This window comes from Micromonospora sp. NPDC049559 (assembly GCF_040676675.1).
Classification (GTDB): domain Bacteria; phylum Actinomycetota; class Actinomycetes; order Mycobacteriales; family Micromonosporaceae; genus JBFAPK01.
The window spans coordinates 92,582-110,518 of the sequence record NZ_JBFAPK010000005.1; the positions used below are offsets into that span (position 1 = coordinate 92,582).

Genomic DNA, 17,937 nt, shown 5'->3' on the forward strand with positions numbered 1-17,937 from the left:
CCGCCAATGACGACATGTTGGCGACCATAACTCCATGATCGACAGGGAAGTGTGTATGGATCACGAACGCGGGGTAGCAGGTTCCATAGACAGCAGTAGACGTCGAGAAGAGGAGTGATAGCCAATGGACCGGCTCGATCCTCGGCCGACCCCCGATCCGACGATCTCCAGCGGTCCGGGCGCCCAGACGGGCGAACCCATGAGCGCCTTCGATCCCTGGAGCTACCGGGACGACGCCGGCGTGACCGGCACCGACCTGGCCGGCTACAAGGTGGAGGCGACCGACGGCGGCATCGGGAAGATCGACAGCACGAGTCAGGAGTTGAACGCCAGTTACCTGGTGATCGACACCGGCCCGTGGATCTTCGGCAAGAAGGTCATGCTGCCGGCGGGCGTGGTCAACCACGTCGACCACGACGACCGCAAGGTCTACGTCGACCGGAGCAAGGACCAGATCAAGGCCGCGCCCGAGTTCGACGAGGCCGCGTACGGCGACCCGGCGTACCGCGACAAGCTCGGCAGCTACTACGGCGACACGTACGGCACGGGAGGTCTGCTCCCGCCGCCCGGTCGCCTGATGTAGCGCCGCGCCGGGGCGGTCCGGTCCTCGACCGGGCCGGCCCCCGGTGGTCGCGTCCCGCCCACCCCCGCCGGTCGGCGTGGGGCACGGAAGATCCACAACCCCGTGCTCCACGCTGGATCGGCGGGGGTGCGCTGGTTAGGGTGATCGGGTGGATGCTGCCGCGCGGGAGAACACCTCGATCACCTTCTCGGCCATATTCAACTTCCGTGACGCGGGCGGCCACGCCGGTCTGGGCGGGCGCAGGGTCCGCTCCGGGCGGCTCTACCGCTCCGACTCGCTGCACCGGCTCGACGAGGTCGACCGGGAGGCGTTCGTCCGGCTCGGGATCCGGACGGTGATCGACCTGCGCCGCCCGTACGAGGTGGAGCGGGACGGCCGGGTGCCGGCGTACGACGGGCTCAGCTACGTGCACATCCACCCCGAGCACCGCGAGTGGGACGAGGTCCCGTACGACGAACGGCAGAGCCTCGCCCGCTACCTCGCCGACCGGTACCTCGACCTGGCCGAGACGGGCGCGAGCGGGCTGGCGAGGGCGGTCGGCATGATCGCCGACGAGCGGGCCGCCCCGGTGGTGGTGCACTGCGTCGCCGGCAAGGACCGTACGGGCGTCGTCTGCGCGCTGACGCTGTCGCTGCTCGGCGTCGACGACGCCGAGATCGCCCGGGACTACGCGCTGAGCACGGCGGCGTCGGAGAAGTTCGGTGCCTGGGTCGCCCAGTTCCTGCCGGACGAGAAGCCGCCACCGCCGCCGTTCCTCGCCTCGCCGGTCGAGGCGATGCTGCTCTTCCTGGCCGAGCTGCGGGAGCGGCACGGCTCGGTGGAGCGCTACCTGCTCGACGCGGGCCTGTCGGCGGAACAGATGGCCTCGCTCCGCGCCCACCTGCTGCACTGACCCGAACCCCGACCTGAGCACCCCACACCGGCCAGCGCCGCGCCCCGAGCCCAGCCAACCCGAGCCCAGGGCCCAGCCAGGCCCAGGGCCCAGGGCCACGGCGCACGGCGCGCACGGCGATCGCGGGCGAGCGCGGCCCTCGAATCCCGGTTAGATACGGATATATCCCGCCGCACAGGCCCATGATCCACGGCTATGGTGGGGTGTCCCCCCGGGTGCCGCGCGGTGCTGCCGCGCGGCGCGGCATGGTCAGGATCCACGGTTCCGACGTGGCGTCCGGCCGTTCGACCGTGACGGGGGACGTGGATGGCCAGGCTCGCCCGGTGGTGCTTCCGCCATCGCCTCCTCACGCTCCTGCTCTGGATCCTGGCGGTGGTCGGCATCTTCCTGGCCCAGCGGACGCTCGGCACCGCCTACTCGACGGACTTCTCGCTGCCCGGCACCGAGTCGACCCGGGCGCTGCAACTGCTCAGCAGCGCGGCACCGGCCCAGGCGGGCGAGTCGGCCAACATCGTCTGGCACGTCGACTCCGGTACGGTGCGCGACCCGGCCGTACGGCAGCGGATCAGCGGGATGCTCGACCAGGTGTCGCACGCCCCGGGCGTCTCGGCGGTGGGCAGCCCGTACGAGCCGGCCGGGGCGGCGCAGATCAGCCCGGACGGGCGTACCGCCTTCGCCACGGTCACGTTCGCCGGTCACGGCCAGCAGATCAAGACCGGCGACATCCGGAACGTGATCGACACCGCCGAGCGGGCCCGCGCCCCCGGGCTCGACGTGGAGTTGGGCGGCAGCCCGATCCAGCGGATCAACCAGGTCTCCACCTCGATCTCCGAACTGGTCGGAGTGCTGGCCGCCGCCGTCGTACTGCTGATCGCGTTCGGCTCGATCCTGGCGATGCTGCTGCCGCTGGCGGTCGCGCTGCTCTCGCTGGCCGCCGGCACGCTCACCATCGGCCTGCTCAGCCACCTGCTCACCATCGCCGACATCGCCCCGACCGTCGCCGCGCTGATCGGCCTGGGCGTCGGTATCGACTACGCGCTGTTCATCGTCACCCGACACCGCAACGGGCTGCGGGCCGGACTGGCGGTCGAGGAGTGCGTGGTCAAGGCGCTCAACACCTCCGGCCGGGCCGTGCTCTTCGCCGGCGGTACGGTCTGCGTGGCGATGCTCGGGCTGCTGGTGTTGCAGCTCAGCTTCCTCACCGGCATCGGCATCGCCGCCGCGGTGATGGTGCTCTTCACCATGTTCACGGCGGTCACCCTGCTCCCGGCGCTGCTGGGCTTTCTCGGTACCCGGGTGCTGACCCGTCGGGAGCGGCGCCGGCTCGCCGAGGAGGGCCCGCACGAGGTGCACACCCGGGGCTTCTGGTCGGACCTGTCCGCCTTCGTACGGCGACATCCCGCCATCCTCACGCCGGTGGCGCTGGTCATCCTGGCCGTGCTCTCGGTGCCCCTGTTCGCCCTGCACCTGGGCGCCTCGGACCAGGGGAACGATCCGGCCGGCACCACCACCCGCAAGGCGTACGACCTGCTCGCCGCGGGCTTCGGCCCGGGCTTCAACGGCCCCCTGCAACTCGTCGCCGAGGTGCGCTCCCCCGGCGACCAGTCGGCGCTGAACGCGCTGGCCCAGGCCGTGCGGCAGACGCCGGGCGTGGCCCAGGTGGCGCCGGTGCCGTCCCGGCCGGACGCCCCGGTCCAGGTGGTCCAGGTGATCCCGACGACGGCGCCGCAGGACGTACGGACCAACGACCTGATCGACGATCTCCGCAACCGCGTGATCCCCGCCGCCGAGCGGGGCCACACCCTGCGGGTCTTCGTCGGCGGGCAGACCGCCATCTTCGACGACTTCGCCACCGTGATCACCAGAAAACTCCCACTCTTCATCGGGGTGATCGTCGGGCTGGGCTTCCTGCTGCTCCTGATCGCGTTCCGCAGCCTGCTGGTACCGCTGACCGCGGCGGTGATGAACCTGATCGCCGCGGCGGCCTCGTTCGGCGTGGTGGTGGCGTTCTTCCAGTGGGGCTGGGGGTCTGAGGCGCTCGGCCTGGGCCGGGCCGGCCCGGTGGAGTCGTTCCTGCCGGTGATGATGCTCGCCATCCTGTTCGGGCTCTCCATGGACTACCAGGTCTTCCTGGTCAGCCGGATGCACGAGGAGTGGGTGCACAGCCGCGACAACGGCTACTCGGTGATGGTGGGGCAGGCCGCCACGGGCCGGGTGATCACCGCGGCGGCCACCATCATGATCGCGGTGTTCCTGGCGTTCGTCTTCGGCGGTCAGCGGGCCATCGCCGAGTTCGGCCTCGGGCTGGCCAGCGCGGTCTTCATCGACGCGTTCGTGCTGCGCACGATCCTGGTACCGGCGCTGATGCACCTCTTCGGGAACGCCAACTGGTGGCTGCCGCGCTGGATCGACGGCTGGCTGCCGCACCTGGCGGTCGAACCGACCGACCCGGACGAGGCCGCGACCAGCCTCCGCACGGCGGGGCGCTGACGCGCGGTGTCGGGTCGGGAAGGGCCCTTCCTATCCGCAAAGAGTGCGGCAACAAGGGCCCTTCCCGACAACCAACGCCTAAACCCGGTGGACCCAGCCGTAGGGGTCCTCGGCCCGGCCGCGCTGGAGGTCGACCAGCCGCTGCCGCAGCGCGGTGGTGACCTCGCCCGGCGCGCCGTCGGCGATGGTGAACTCGCCGTCGGGGAAGCGGACCTGCCCGATCGGCGTGATTACCGCGGCGGTGCCGCAGGCGAACACCTCCCGCAACCGGCCACTGGCGGCATCGGCCCGCCACTCGTCGAACGCGACCGGCCGCTCAAGCACCGTCAGGCCGGCGTCGGTGGCCAGCCGCAGCACCGAGTCGCGGGTGATGCCGGCCAGGATCGTCCCGCCCAACGGCGGAGTGACCAGCGTGTCGTCGTCGTACCGGAAAAACACGTTCATCGCGCCGGATTCGTCGATGTAGCGGCGCTCGACCGCGTCGAGGAAGACCACCTGGTCGCAGCCGTGGTCGATCGCCTCACCCTGCGCGATCAGCGAGGCCGCGTAGTTGGCGCCGGTCTTGGCCGCACCGGTACCGCCCGGCGCCGCCCGCGTGTACGTCGGGGAAACCCAGACCGTGACCGGCTGCACGCCGCCGGAGAAGTACGACCCGACCGGGGAAGCGATCAGAACGTAGAGGTACTCCAGTGCGGGGCGCACGCCGAGGAAGACCTCACTGGCGAACATGAACGGACGCAGGTAGAGACTGCCGCCGTCCCCGGTCGGGATCCAGTCCCGATCGATCTTCACCAACTGGTGCAGCGAGTCGAGGAAGACCTGCTCCGGCAGGACCGGCATCGCCATCCGCTGCGCCGACGCGGCGAACCGGGCCGCGTTGGCCTCCGGACGGAACATCGTGATCCCGCCGTCGGCCGCCTGGTACGCCTTCAACCCCTCGAAGATCTCCTGCGCGTAGTGCAACACCGCGCTCGCCGGGTCCATCGGAATCGGCGCGCGTGGCTCGACCTGGGCGTCGTACCAACCCTTGCCGTCGGCGTAGCGGATCGTGACCATGTGGTCCGTGAAAATCCGCCCGAACCCCGGGTTCGCCATCAGCGCGGCACGCTCGGCGGCGGATACCGGCGCGGAATTCCGGCGAACCTCGAAGTCGAGTCTGTCACCACCGATCATTGCGCTGACCTCCATCGATTAGGCAGCCGTGACACAGGCATGCCGAAAGAATCATGCTTGAGACCTATCCCGAACGCCGTTCGCGAGCTGTTCGCCGACCTGGCTCGGTAACGGTGCGCACGGGCGGCGCGCTCCGCGGCGACCGCCCCGGCTACTCGCTCGGCCGCCCGGCGATCAGTCGACCCGGTGGACCCAGCCGTAGGGGTCCTCGGCCCGGCCGCGCTGAAGGTCGACCAGCCGCTGCCGCAGCGCGGTGGTGACCTCGCCCGGCGCGCCGTCGGCGATGGTGAACTCGCCGTCGGGGAAGCGGACCTGCCCGATCGGCGTGATCACGGCCGCGGTGCCGCAGGCGAACGCCTCCCGCAGCCGGCCGCTCTCGGCGTCGGCCCGCCACTCGTCGAAGCTGACCGGCCGCTCGACCACCGTCAGGCCGGCATCCGCCGCCAACCGCAACACGGAATCCCGGGTGATACCAGCCAGGATCGTCCCGCCCAACGGCGGAGTGACCAGCGTGTCGTCGTCGTACCGGAAGAAGATGTTCATCCCGCCCAGCTCGTCGACGTAGCGGCGCTCGACCGCGTCGAGAAAGACCACCTGGTCGCAGCCGTGGTCGATCGCCTCGGCCTGGGCCACCAGCGAGGACGCGTAGTTACCGCCGGTCTTGGCCGCACCGGTACCACCCGGCGCCGCCCGCGTGTACGTCGGGGAGACCCAGACCGTGACCGGCTGCACGCCGCCGGAGAAGTACGACCCGACCGGCGAAGCGATCAGAACGTAGAGGTACTCCAACGCCGGACGCACACCGAGGAAGACCTCACTGGCGAACATGAACGGACGCAGGTAGAGACTGCCACCCTCCCCGGTCGGGATCCAGTCCCGATCGATCTCGACCAACTGGTGCAGCGAGTCGAGGAAGACCTGCTCCGGCAGGACCGGCATCGCCATCCGCTGCGCCGACGCGGCGAACCGGGCCGCGTTGGCCTCCGGACGGAACATCGTGATCCCACCGTCGGCCGCCTGGTACGCCTTCAACCCCTCGAAGATCTCCTGCGCGTAGTGCAACACCGCGCTCGCCGGATCCATCGGAATCGGCGCCCGCGGTTCCACCCGGGCGTCGTACCAACCCTTGCCGTCGGCGTAGCGGATCGTGACCATGTGGTCCGTGAAAATCCGCCCGAACCCCGGGTTCGCCATCAGCGCGGCACGCTCGGCGGCGGATACCGGCGCGGAATTCCGGCGAACCTCGAAGTCGAGTCTGTCACCACCGATCATTGCGCTGACCTCCATCGATTAGGCAGCCGTGACACAGGCATGCCGAAAGAATCGTGCCTGAAATCTACCCCGAACGGTCGTTCAGCGGGAACCACCGGTCGGCCCGTCGGCGCGGACAGCGCCAGATGGGAGGAGAGGGGTGAAGGGTACTGAGAGTGCGCTCAGCCCGCGGCGCTACGGCGGGGGTCAGCCCGCGGCCGCCGCGGCGAGCCGGTCGCCGACCTCGGCGGTACGCAGCGGCGCGCCCGGGGTACGGGCGGCGAGCTCCGCGGCGACCGCCCCGGCTACTCGCTCGGCCGCCTCGGGGTGTCCGAGGTGGTCCAGGAGCAGCGACGCGGAGAGCACCGCGGCGACCGGGTCGGCGACGCCGCGACCGGCGATGTCCGGCGCGGAGCCGTGCACCGGCTCGAAGATCGACGGGTGGGTCCGCTCGGGGTTGATCGAGCCGCTGGCCGCGAGGCCGATCCCGCCGCTGACCGCCGCGGCGATGTCGGTGAGGATGTCGCCGAAGAGGTTGTCGGTCACCACCACGTCGAACCGCTGCGGCTGGCTGACCAGGAACATCGCGGCCGCGTCGACGTGCTGGTACTCGGTGGTGACGTCGGGGTGCTCGGCCGCGACCGCCTCGAAGGTGCGGGCCCAGAGCGAGCCGGCGTGCGCCAGCACGTTGGTCTTGTGTACCAGGGTGACCTTGCGGCGCTCGCGGCGCTCGGCCCGCGCGAAGGCGTCCCGGATCACCCGCTCCACGCCGTGCCGGGTGTTGAGGCTCTCCTCGGTGGCGACCTCGGCGGGGGTGTCCCGGTGCATGGCGCCGCCCGCGCCGGCGTACAGGCCCTCGGTCCCCTCGCGGACCACGACCAGGTCGATCTCGCCCGGCTTCACGTTGGCCAGCGGGGTGGAGGTGCCGGGCCAGAGCCGCGACGGGCGCAGGTTGACGTACTGGTCGAAGACGAAGCGGAGCTTGAGCAGCAGGCCGCGCTCCAGCACGCCCGGCGGGACGGTCGGGTCGCCGACCGCGCCGAGCAGGATGGCGTCGTGTCCGGCCAGCTCCGCCAGGACCGAGTCGGGAAGCACCTCGCCGGTACGGTGGTAGCGCGCCGCGCCCAGGTCGTACTCCGTGGCCACGATGCCGGGCAGCACCGCGTCGAGGACCTTGCGGGCCTGCGCGACCACCTCCGGTCCGATACCGTCGCCGGCCACCACCGCGATCCGTGCCACCGACACGTCAAGCTCCTTTGCTGCCTCTGCTGTCTAGGGAACGTTAAGGGAACGTCCCGGTTCTCGGTACGGCGCTCCCAACATGCGGGAAAGTGTCGACTTCAGGATCTTCACAGCCAGCGTCCATGGGCCATCCACCTTGCTTCCCTAGCCTCGGCGGTGAGTCGCCGTCCAAGGGAGGACGAGATGATGATCGGGGAAGCCCGCCGGACCCGCCCGGGGAGCCGGCCAGCGGCGCCGGCCATCCGGGGCCAGCGCCCGGACCTGCGGTTGGGCCCGGCCCGCCGCACCGAGCGTTCGGGCGCGGCACCGGCCGGGCGGCTGGTGGCGCGGCACACGGTCGCCACGTCGATCACCGACTACACCCTCGTCCTCAACGGGCCGGCCGGGCTGGGTCGGCGGGCGCTCGGCGAGGCGCTCGCCGACGCCGTGGCGGAGCTGCGCGCGGTCGACCTCACCTACAGCCCGGCCCGCCCCACCAGCCTCGTCTCCCGGCTGCGACGCGGGGAGATCTCCGCCGACTCGTACGCGCCGCTGGCCGACATCGTGAACCGCTGCGCCGCCATGCGGGCCGCCACCGACGGCTGGTTCGATGCGTGGGCCGTACCGGGCGGCTTCGACCCGGGCGGGCTGCTCGGCGGCTGGGCCGCCGAACGCGCCGCGGCGCGGCTGCACGCCGCGGGCATCGCGGACTACGCCCTGATCAGCGGGGCGGACCTGCTCGTACGCGGGCACGCGCCGCACGGCGGACCGTGGCGGGTCGCCCTGCACCACCCCACCGACGCGCGGCGCGCCCCGGTGGTGCTCGAACTGACCGACGCGGCGATCGGCACCTCCGGGGTGGGCGGGCGGCGCGGTCACGTGGTCGACCCGCACACCGGCGAGCCGGTGGACCAGCTCGTGGCCGCCACCGTGATCGGCCCGAACCCGGTGGTCGCCGACGCGTACGCCACCGCGCTCTTCGCGGCGGGGCGGGCCGGGCTGGCCTGGTTCCCCACCGCCGACGGGTACCGGGCCCTGCCGCCGCCGCGCGCCCGGTCGTACCGGCGCGACCGCGGCCTGGCGCGCGACGCCCGGCCCTGACCGGCGCCGCGTCTCCCGGCGTCGCGCCCCCGAGATTGTCACGGCGCCAGGATTGTCACGGCGCCGGGCGCGCGCCGGCCCGGGAGACACCGAGGCCCGGCCGGGGCGCTGCGCCCCGGCCGGGCCGGCCCCGCCGGTGCGGTCGGTCAGCGGCGGCGCAGGACGCGCTTGTCCGCGTCCAGGTCGCCCGCGAGCCGCAGCACGATGAACTCGTCGTCGTCCGCCCTGCCCTCGGTACGGCCGGACGAGAACGGGAAGTTGTTGTCGTTCAGTACGGCGATGGTCTGGTCGTCGAGGATCACCACGTCCTCGATGGTCTGGAACGGGAACGTGAACGTGGTCCCGAACCCGCCGACCCGCTTCGGGTTGGCGATGTCCATCAGGTCGGCGACCAGCTTCTTGTCGAGCCGGCCGTCCCGGTTCCGGTCCCGCCGGTCGGCCAGGTAGATCTTCTTCACCTTGGCCGTGGCGCCCTGGCCGTTGTCCCGCTCGATGACGAGGAACCGGTCCTGGTCGACGGCGATGGCGTCGCCGATCGCGTTGCCCGGGTCGTCCAGCTGGTAGCTCCACCGCCGGCCGGTGTACGCGTTCGCGGCGATGTCGAACTCGTTGAACCGCAGCGAGCCCGCCGGGTCACCCGCGACGGTCCCCTCCAGCAGCGGGTAGAGGGTACGCCCGTCCGGCGAGAGCGCCATCCCCTCGAAGCCCTTGCTGCTGTTGATGTTCGCGGGGGTCTCGCCCCGGGTCGGGTTCTCGGGCGCGTAGACGCCGGGCAGCGGCACCGGGGCCCGCAGCAGCCGGCCGGCCCGGTCGAAGTGCAGCAGGTACGGGCCGAACTCGTCACCCAGCCAGTAGGTGCCGTCCGGCGTACGGGTGATCGACTCGACGTCGAAGTCGGCGCCGGTCAGCACCCGGTCGGGGCGGGTGAGCGGGAACGGCACCCTGCCGTCCGGGTCGGTCAGATTGATCCCGCCGACCACGTCGACGGCGCCGGTACGGAAGTCCGGCGCGATCCGCTGCACCCGCAGCAGGAAGTCGGCGCTGTTCCCCTTGTTGCCGTACCCGTTGTCGGAGAGCACGTCGAAGGTGCCGTCGCTGTTGCGCAGCACCCCGCTGAAGCCCTGGACGGGCTGGTCGGCGAAGGGCGGGACGATGCCGTTGCTGGGCGTACCGCCGAGGGCGGCGCCGGACGGCTCGCTGCCGGGTACGAAGGTCTCCGCCGGCAGTGCGGCGAACTCCTGCAACCGGGCCTGACCGAAGGTGTCCCGGTCCGCCGCCGAGGCGCCGCCGGGCAGCCCGAGCGCGATGGCCGCGATGGCGACACCGACGCCGAGGCGCTTCACAGCTCCCATCATTCCCCATTTCCTGGCCGCGTACGCGGCACGAACGGTCCCTGGATTCTCCGGCGGGACACTAGGGACGGCGGATGAACCGCAGTTGTCCAGCGGGAAGGTCCACAGCGAAGCTGCGCTTGCCAACTGCGTTGCACACGGGCGGTCCTGCCACGCGCGGTTGTGCCACGCGCGATCGGCCTCCACGGTCTCGGCAATGACCGTGGAGGCCGATCGGCGACGAGTGCGCGTGGCTCGCACACACGGGGGTGCTGGACTACCCGCCCGGCGTCGCGCCTCATCACCCGAAGACGAGCCCACGCCGGGAACGGACACGGGTAACCGCGCGGATACGCTAGCGAATCGACGCAACTCAACGCAAGAGTTGCCCGGCACAGCGTGTCGGCCGGGGCCGGCAACAAAAGATGAACGACAGATGGCACGCTGTGCCGCGTGAGTTTCGATCTGGTCGTCTGGGCTCTGGAGGACGGAGCCTCTTCCGCGGATGTCCACGCCGCCCACGAGCTGTGTCGCCAGGGCGAGCACGTCGACGATCGCCCTGAGCCGCGGGTGGCATCCTTCTACCGCGCCGTGACGGCGAGCTATCCGGACCGCGCGCCCGCCCCGGCCTCTCCCTGGGCGGTGGCGCCGCTGCACGTGGCCACCGACCACGTCGAGATGCGACTGACCGAGACCTGCGAGGACCAGGTGCTGCTCGACATCGAGCGGCTCGCCGGCGAGCACGGTCTGATCCTGCTCGACCCGCAGGACGGCTCGGTCTACCCGCCGCCCGCCCGGGTCGGCGGCTGAGACGCGCCGGGGCCCGGCGAGCAGAACTCGCCGGGCCCCGCGGAGGTCCGCTCCCCGCCGCGTCCCGTCGATCCGGGTACGCGGCGGGGCGGACGCGTGCTACTCGTCGCGCAGGTCCGCGGCGCTGGCCGCCACCGCGCCGATCGAGTCCGCCGCCGAGGTCAGCAGCTCGACGCCGACCGCCGAGTCGACCGTCAGCGTCATCAGCGCCTCGCCGCCGGCCTCGCGCCGGGCCACCTGCATCGCGGCGATGTTGACGCCGGCCTCGCCGAGGATCGACCCGACGGTACCGACCACGCCCGGCCGGTCGGAGTAGCGGAAGAAGAGCAGGATGCCCTCGGCCGCGATCTCCAGGTCGAAGCCGTCCACCTCGGTGAGCTTGATGACGTCGCGGCTGCCGCCGTGCACCACGGTCCCGGAGACGCTGACCGTACGGCCGTCGGGGAGGGCGCCGCGTACGGTGACCAGGTTCGGGTGGTCGGCGGTCTCCGCGTACGTGGCCAGTCCGACCTCGACCCCACGGTCGGCGGCCAGGTGCGGGGCGTTCACGTAGGTGACCTGCTCCTCCACCACCGAGGTGAAGAGGCCCTTGGTCGCCGCGAGCTTGAGCACCGAGACGTCGTGGGAGACGATCTCGCCCCGCACCTCGACCGTGACGCTGGCGGCTACGCCGCCCGCCACCGCGGTGAACGCCTTGCCGAGCTTCTCGGCGAGCGGCAGCAACGGCCGGACGTCCTCGTCGACCACGCCGCCGGCCTGCACGTTGACCGCGTCCGGCACGAACTCGCCCTGCAGCGCGAGCTTGACGCTGCGGGCCACCGCGAGACCGGCCTTGTCCTGCGCCTCGGCGGTGGAGGCACCCAGGTGCGGGGTGGCGACCACGTTGTCGAAGGCGAAGAGCGGGGAGGCGGTGCAGGGCTCCTTGGCGTACACGTCGATGCCGGCGCCGCCGACCCGGCCCTCGGCGATCGCGTCGGCCAGGGCCTGCTCGTCGACGAGACCGCCCCGGGCGGCGTTGACGATGCGCACCCCCGGCTTGACGAGGGTCAGCTCCTTCTCGCCGATCAGCCCGACCGTCTCGGGGGTCTTCGGCAGGTGGATCGAGATGAAGTCGCTCTCCCGCAGCAGCTCCTCCAGCCCGACGAGGCGCACCCCGAGCTGCGCCGCGCGCGCCGGCTGTACGTACGGGTCGTACGCGATCAGCCGGGTGCCGAACGCCGCCATGCGCTGCGCGAAGAGGACACCGATGCGACCGAGCCCGACCACGCCGACGGTCTTGCCCTGGATCTCCACGCCGGTGTACTTGGACCGCTTCCACTCTCCCGCCTTGAGCGCGGCGCTGGCGCTGGCGGTGTTGCGCGCCACGGCGAGCAGCAGCGCGACGGCCTGCTCGGCGGCGGAGACGATGTTGGACGTCGGGGCGTTGACGACCATGACGCCGCGCGCGGTCGCGGCCGGTACGTCGACGTTGTCCAGACCGACCCCGGCGCGGGCGACGACCTTCAGCCGCGTCGCGGCGGCGACGGCCTCGGCGTCGATCTGCGTGGCGCTGCGCACGATGACCGCGTCGGCCTCGGCGAGCGCGGCGAGCAGCGCGGGACGGTCGGTGCCGTCGACGTGGCGTACGTCGAAGTCGTGGGCCAGTACGTCGATTGCGGCGGGGGCGAGTTCTTCGGCGATCAGTACGACAGGAGTCATCGGTCCTCGAATGTGTCGGGCTGTGGCGGGTGTCGGCGCGCGTGTCCGCGGCGGTAGGGGCGCCGCGCTGCGCCCATGCGCGCTCCCGTGCGCTGGTAATCCGGCCCGGCGTGGAGGCCGGACGACCTACCCGCGATCGTAGGCTGACCGCTGCGCAGGGTGGCCCGTGACGCGGCGTGAGGGCCCTCACAAACCCCACCTAAACCCCTGGTGAACGCCCGAAGGTGTTACCGCTCACGTCCAAGGAGTGAGACGCCGACCGATGCCATTCGGGCGCCCGGCCCCGGGCAGTCCGACCGCGACCGACCGCGACCCGACCCCGGACAGCCCGACCGCGCGGGGTCAGAGCACCGAATGCGGCAGGCTGGCCCGGGCCGCCAGCGCCCCCGTACCGAAGACCCGGAACCCGCCGGCCTCGGCCTCCAGCACGTCGCGGAGCAGGTCCAACGCCAGCGAGCCGACCGGCGGGTAGATCCGCTCGTGCGGCGGCTCCTGGCCGGGGGCGAGCACCCCCTGGGCCACCATGAACTCCAGGATCGCCTCGCGCACCGCCGGCAGCGAGATCGGCGAGTGGTAGAGGACGTTGAGCGCCTGCATCCGCATGCCCTGCACGTGCTCCTCGCCCTTGTTGTCGTGGAAGTGCGGGTTGCGGGTCTCGATCTGGAGCACCGGCACCGAGGTCGCCATCACCTCGGGGTGGGCGGCGTCCAGCACCCCGCCGAACTGCTCGAAGAGGTCGAGGTACTCAAAGGGCTCCACCGCGAAGCCGCCGGCCAGCCGCATCCGCAGGCCGAGTTCGAGGCTGAGCGCGTGCTCGCCGGCGTTGCCCGTGGCGATCACCTCGGTGCCGAAGCCGGAGTACTCGGCGATCAGCCGGTTCAGGAAGCTGTTGGTGATCTCGGAGCTGCGCCCGCGGCGGTTGAAGAAGAGCCGCCCGTCGCGCAGCTTCGGCTTGGAGTGCCAGGAGATCCGGACCATCGCGTACGGGTTGGCGGCCAGGTGCAGCCCGGCGGCGTAGACCTTCACGTACTCGTGCACCGAGCCCGGTACGTAGTTGTCCGCGTCGATGTAGCCGAGGTACTTGCGGCCGGTCAGGGCGGCCACCGCCATGCCGATCAGCATCGCCTCGCCCTTGCCGCTGCGGACCAGGCCGTCGTCGTCGATCAGCTCGGGCATGCCGGCGGCCTTCATCGCCGCGGCGAGCCCGGGGTCGCGCTGGTGCACGGTGATCGCCGGCCGCTCGGCGGCGCGGCAGAACTGCTCCACCGTCTGCATCTCGATCTCGTACCGGTCGACCGGCTGCCGCGCGCTGTTGGAGACGAGCACGATGAGGCAGTCGTGCGGTATCCCGGAGAGCACGCCTTCAATTACTCTGCGTGTTTCGTTCATGCAGGGAATGACGACGACCAATTCCCGCTCGATCGCCCGGATGGCCGCGTGCGAGACGACCCCGTCACTACCGGTTCCGGGCGCATCACCCGAGTCCAGCTGGATGACGCGCTGAAGTTCGTGGATACGAACGGCACCAAAGCGCTCGGTGCGATGCGATTGCTCCAGACGCATGCGGCGACAGTACCCGAGCGACGTCGATAACCGCCCGTAACCGCGAGCCGATTCCTCGCCGCAACATCATTCGCACGGACTCGTCTTCAGCCCGCAATATTGCGGTAACGCGACCGCCGCGCGCGGCACCGTACGCAGCCGGGCCGACACGCAGCGGCCCGGGCCCCGGCGCGGTCACCCCCGCGCCGGACCCCGGGCCACCACCGCTAACGCCCGACTGACGGCGGGCGTTCGGCGGGCGCCGGAACGCCTCAGGCGTTCCCGCGGCTCACGCGGTCTCGGTGATGGGCCGGTCCACCCAGCTCATCATCCCGCGCAGCTTCTTGCCGGTCTCCTCGATCGGGTGCGCCGCGCCCTCGGCCCGCCACTTGGTGAAGTTCGGCCGGCCCGCGTCGTCCTCCGCGATCCACTCCCGGGCGAACTCGCCCGACTGGACCTCGGCGAGGATCTTGCGCATCTCGTCCTTGACGCGGGCGTCCACCACGCGCGGACCGCGCGAGTAGTCGCCGTACTCGGCCGTGTCCGAGACGCTGTACCGCATCCGCGCGATGCCGCCCTCGTACATCAGGTCCACGATCAGCTTCAGCTCGTGCAGGCACTCGAAGTACGCGATCTCCGGGGCGTACCCCGCCTCGGTCAGCACCTCGAACCCGGTCTGCACCAGGGCGGAGGCGCCGCCGCAGAGCACCGCCTGCTCGCCGAAGAGGTCGGTCTCCGTCTCCTCCTTGAAGGTGGTGCGGATCGCACCGGCCCGGGTGCCGCCGATGCCCTTGGCGTAGGCCAGCGCCAGCGCCAGGGCGGTGCCGCTCGCGTCCTGCTCCACGGCGACCAGCACCGGTACGCCCTTGCCGTCCACGTACTGCCGACGCACCAGGTGACCCGGGCCCTTCGGGGCCACCATCGCCACGTCCACGTCGGCCGGGGGCGTGATGAACCCGTACCGGATGTTGAACCCGTGGCCGAAGAAGAGCGCCTTGCCGGCGGTCAGGTTCGGCGCGATCGCCTCCGCGTACAGCGTCCGCTGCACCGTGTCCGGCGCCAGCACCATGATCACGTCGGCCTCGGCGGACGCCTGCTCCGGCGTCGCCACCCGCAGCCCCTGCTCCTGCGCCTTGGCCCGGCTCTTCGAGCCCTCCGGCAGGCCGACCACGACCTCCACGCCGGAGTCGCGCAGCGACAGCGCGTGCGCGTGCCCCTGGCTGCCGTACCCCAGCACGGCGACCTTCTTGGCCTGGATCAGGCCGAGGTCGGCGTCGTCGTCGTAGTACACCTCAGCGGTCATTGCACTTCCCTTTCGTGCGGGGCCCGGTCGGCCACCGCGGCTAAGCGGCACGCAGCGCCGAACCGGTGGTGATCGAGCGGGAGCCCCGCCCGATCGCCACCAGGCCGGACTGCACCATTTCCTTGATTCCGAACGGTTCGAGGTCGCGCAGCAGGGCGTCGAGCTTGTCGGCGGTGCCGGTCGCCTCGATGGTGAGCGTGTCCGGCGCGACGTCGACGACGCGGGCCCGGAAGAGGTTGACCGTCTCCAGTACCTGCGACCGGGCGGCGCGGTCGGCGCGGACCTTGACCAGCAGCAGTTCCCGGGCCACCGAGACCGCCGGGTCCAACTCGACGATCTTCAGTACGTTGACCAGCTTGTTGAGCTGCTTGGTGACCTGCTCCAGCGGTGAGGAGTCGGCGTTGACCACGATCGTGATCCGGGAGACCTCGGGGTTCTCGGTCTCACCGACGGCCAGCGAGTCGATGTTGAACCCGCGGCGGGAGAAGAGCCCGCCCACCCGGGCGAGTACGCCGGGCTTGTTCTCCACCAGGACGGAGAGCGTGTGGGTCGTCATGGCTGCCTCTCACAGGTCGTCGTCGTCGAAGGCGGGGCGGACCCCGCGGGCGAACATGATTTCGTCGTTGCTGGTACCGGCGGCCACCATCGGCCAGACCATCGCGTCCTTGCCCACCACGAAGTCGATCACGACGGGAGCGTCGTCGATCGCCATCGCGGCCTCGATCGTCTTGTCGACGTCGGCGGCGTTCTCGCAGCGTAGACCCACGCAGCCGAGCGCCTCGGCGAGCTTCACGAAGTCCGGGATGCGGTGCTTGTGGGTGCCGAGGTCGGTGTTGGAGTAGCGCTCCCCGTAGAAGAGGGTCTGCCACTGCCGCACCATGCCGAGGTTGCCGTTGTTGATGACGGCGACCTTGATCGGGATGCCCTCCAGCGCGCAGGTCGCCAACTCCTGGTTGGTCATCTGGAAGCAGCCGTCCCCGTCGATCGCCCAGACCGTGGTCTCCGGCTTGCCGACCTTCGCGCCCATCGCGGCCGGCACGGCATAGCCCATCGTGCCGAGGCCGCCGGAGTTCAGCCAGGTGTACGGCTTCTCGTACGAGACGAACTGCGAGGCCCACATCTGGTGCTGCCCGACGCCGGCCACGTAGACCGCGTCCGGGCCGGCGATCTTGCCGAGCCGCTCGATCACGTACTGCGGGGCGAGGGTGCCGTCGGACGGCTCGTCGTACCCCAGCGGGTACCGCTCGCGCAGGTCGTTGAGCTGCGCCCACCACTCGGTCCGGTCGCCGGGGACCGGGCGGGTACCGGCGGCGCCCGCGGCGGCGCGCCCGTTCGACCGCTCGCCGCCGGAGAGCGACCTGATCGCCTCGATCAGCTCGTCGATGACGTACCGGGCGTCGCCGACGATCGGCACGTCGGCCGGGCGGTTTTTGCCGATCTCGGCGGGGTCGATGTCGGCGTGCACGATCGCGGCGCCCGGCGCGAACGAGTCGAGCTTGCCGGTCACCCGGTCGTCGAAGCGGGCGCCCAGCGCCACGATCAGGTCCGCCTTCTGCAGGCCGTACACGGCCGCGACGGTGCCGTGCATGCCCGGCATGCCCAGGTGCTGCGGGTGCGAGTCGGGGAACGCGCCGCGCGCCATCAGGGTCGTGACCACCGGGATACCGGTGAGCTCGGCCAGCTGGCGCAGCCCCTCGGTGGCGCCGGCCTTGAGCACGCCGCCGCCGACGTAGAGCACCGGCCGGCGGGCCGAGACCATCAGCCGGGCCGCCTCCCGGATCTGCTTGCCGTGCGGGTGCAGGGTGGGCCGGTAGCCGGGCAGGTCCAGGGTCGGCGGCCAGCTGAAGGTGGTCTGCGCCTGGAGGACGTCCTTGGGGATGTCGACCAGGACCGGGCCGGGCCGGCCGGTGGCGGCGAGGTGGAACGCCTCGGCCAGGATCTGCGGGATCTCTTCGGCCGTCTGGACCAGGAAGTTGTGCTTGGTGATCGGCAGGGTGATGCCCTGGATGTCCGCCTCCTGGAAGGCGTCCGTACCGATCGACGGCCGGGCCACCTGACCGGTGATCGCCACGATCGGGACCGAGTCCATGTACGCGTCGGCGATCGGCGTCACCAGGTTCGTCGCGCCCGGCCCGGAGGTGGCGATGCAGACGCCGACCTTGCCGGTGGCCTGCGCGTAGCCGGTGGCGGCGTGCCCGGCCCCCTGCTCGTGCCGGACCAGGATGTGCCGCACCTTCGAGTCGTAGAGCGGATCGTAGGCGGGCAGGATCGCGCCGCCGGGGATGCCGAACGCGACATCCACACCGAGCGCCTCCAGCGACTTTACGAGCGAACCCGCCCCGGTGCACGGCTGCGGCGCGATGGCGCGTACGGCGGCCGGCGCGGCGGTGGCGGGGCTCGGGACGCCGCGGCCGAGCTGGCCGGCGGCCTCACTGGCGGCTTCGGTGCTGGGCCGGCTCCGCCGCGCGGAGTGGGCGAGGGTCTCTGGCGTGGGTCTGGTCATGACGATTCGGCCTTCGGTTCGGCTCGGTGGTGCTTATAC

14 protein-coding genes are annotated in these 17,937 nt (G+C 71.5%); 5 read left to right on the forward strand and 9 right to left on the reverse strand.

Translation table 11 applies throughout. The features are described 5' to 3' along the window. The first annotated feature begins 124 nt into the window (after nt 1-124). From AB0J86_RS09360 to AB0J86_RS09370, 3 genes are all read left to right on the forward strand, one after another. Nucleotides 125-583: a PRC-barrel domain-containing protein gene (locus AB0J86_RS09360; RefSeq protein WP_363854997.1), complete on the forward strand. Its 459-nt coding sequence runs from the start codon at nt 125-127 to the stop codon at nt 581-583. A 148-nt stretch (nt 584-731) separates the two neighbouring features. Next, entirely contained in the window at nt 732-1,475 is a 744-nt protein-coding gene (locus AB0J86_RS09365) for a tyrosine-protein phosphatase (RefSeq protein WP_363855000.1), read from the forward strand. 306 nt (nt 1,476-1,781) lie between these two features. After that, on the forward strand, nt 1,782-3,965 hold the full coding sequence (locus AB0J86_RS09370; RefSeq protein ID WP_363855003.1) for an MMPL family transporter: 2,184 nt from the start codon (nt 1,782-1,784) through the stop codon (nt 3,963-3,965). Between the two features lie 78 nt (nt 3,966-4,043). Here the strand turns inward: AB0J86_RS09370 and AB0J86_RS09375 are convergent, their stop codons facing one another. From AB0J86_RS09375 to AB0J86_RS09385, 3 genes are all read right to left on the reverse strand, one after another. Continuing rightward, nucleotides 4,044-5,138 carry a branched-chain amino acid aminotransferase gene (locus AB0J86_RS09375; RefSeq protein ID WP_363855006.1) on the reverse strand — a complete coding sequence of 365 codons (1,095 nt, stop codon included), beginning with the start codon at nt 5,136-5,138 and terminating at the stop codon, nt 4,044-4,046. Nucleotides 5,139-5,312: 174 nt separating this feature from the next. Further along, nucleotides 5,313-6,410: a branched-chain amino acid aminotransferase gene (locus tag AB0J86_RS09380; protein WP_363855009.1), complete on the reverse strand. Its 1,098-nt coding sequence runs from the start codon at nt 6,408-6,410 to the stop codon at nt 5,313-5,315. Between the two features lie 186 nt (nt 6,411-6,596). After that, on the reverse strand, nt 6,597-7,628 hold the full coding sequence (locus tag AB0J86_RS09385; protein ID WP_363855358.1) for a 3-isopropylmalate dehydrogenase: 1,032 nt from the start codon (nt 7,626-7,628) through the stop codon (nt 6,597-6,599). Between the two features lie 186 nt (nt 7,629-7,814). Between AB0J86_RS09385 and AB0J86_RS09390 the strand changes: the two genes are divergently transcribed. Further along, nucleotides 7,815-8,711, forward strand: coding sequence for an FAD:protein FMN transferase (locus tag AB0J86_RS09390; RefSeq protein ID WP_363855012.1), 897 nt, complete (start codon nt 7,815-7,817; stop codon nt 8,709-8,711). A 146-nt stretch (nt 8,712-8,857) separates the two neighbouring features. On the opposite strand, the gene AB0J86_RS09395 is transcribed toward AB0J86_RS09390, so the two are convergent. Next, nucleotides 8,858-10,066, reverse strand: a complete 1,209-nt coding sequence (locus AB0J86_RS09395; RefSeq protein WP_363855015.1) for an esterase-like activity of phytase family protein — start codon at nt 10,064-10,066, stop codon at nt 8,858-8,860. Between the two features lie 429 nt (nt 10,067-10,495). Between AB0J86_RS09395 and AB0J86_RS09400 the strand changes: the two genes are divergently transcribed. After that, complete coding sequence (locus AB0J86_RS09400) at nt 10,496-10,852, forward strand: hypothetical protein (RefSeq protein ID WP_363855018.1); 357 nt, start codon at nt 10,496-10,498, stop codon at nt 10,850-10,852. Between the two features lie 99 nt (nt 10,853-10,951). Here AB0J86_RS09400 and serA read toward each other — a convergent pair whose 3' ends face one another. The 5 genes from serA to AB0J86_RS09425 all read right to left on the reverse strand — a co-directional run bounded on the left by serA (nt 10,952) and on the right by AB0J86_RS09425 (nt 17,898). Then, nucleotides 10,952-12,550, reverse strand: a complete 1,599-nt coding sequence (serA, locus tag AB0J86_RS09405; protein ID WP_363855021.1) for a phosphoglycerate dehydrogenase — start codon at nt 12,548-12,550, stop codon at nt 10,952-10,954. A 342-nt stretch (nt 12,551-12,892) separates the two neighbouring features. Next, nucleotides 12,893-14,113, reverse strand: coding sequence for a mannosyl-3-phosphoglycerate synthase (gene mpgS, locus AB0J86_RS09410; protein WP_363855024.1), 1,221 nt, complete (start codon nt 14,111-14,113; stop codon nt 12,893-12,895). A gap of 268 nt (nt 14,114-14,381) precedes the next feature. Then, nucleotides 14,382-15,395, reverse strand: a complete 1,014-nt coding sequence (gene ilvC / locus AB0J86_RS09415; protein ID WP_363855027.1) for a ketol-acid reductoisomerase — start codon at nt 15,393-15,395, stop codon at nt 14,382-14,384. A 40-nt stretch (nt 15,396-15,435) separates the two neighbouring features. Beyond that, the gene (gene ilvN / locus AB0J86_RS09420; RefSeq protein ID WP_363855029.1) at nt 15,436-15,951 is read right to left on the reverse strand and encodes an acetolactate synthase small subunit; all 516 of its coding nucleotides are present in this window, start codon (nt 15,949-15,951) and stop codon (nt 15,436-15,438) included. A gap of 9 nt (nt 15,952-15,960) precedes the next feature. Further along, nucleotides 15,961-17,898 carry an acetolactate synthase large subunit gene (locus AB0J86_RS09425; RefSeq protein WP_363855031.1) on the reverse strand — a complete coding sequence of 646 codons (1,938 nt, stop codon included), beginning with the start codon at nt 17,896-17,898 and terminating at the stop codon, nt 15,961-15,963. Between the last annotated feature and the right edge of the window lie 39 nt (nt 17,899-17,937).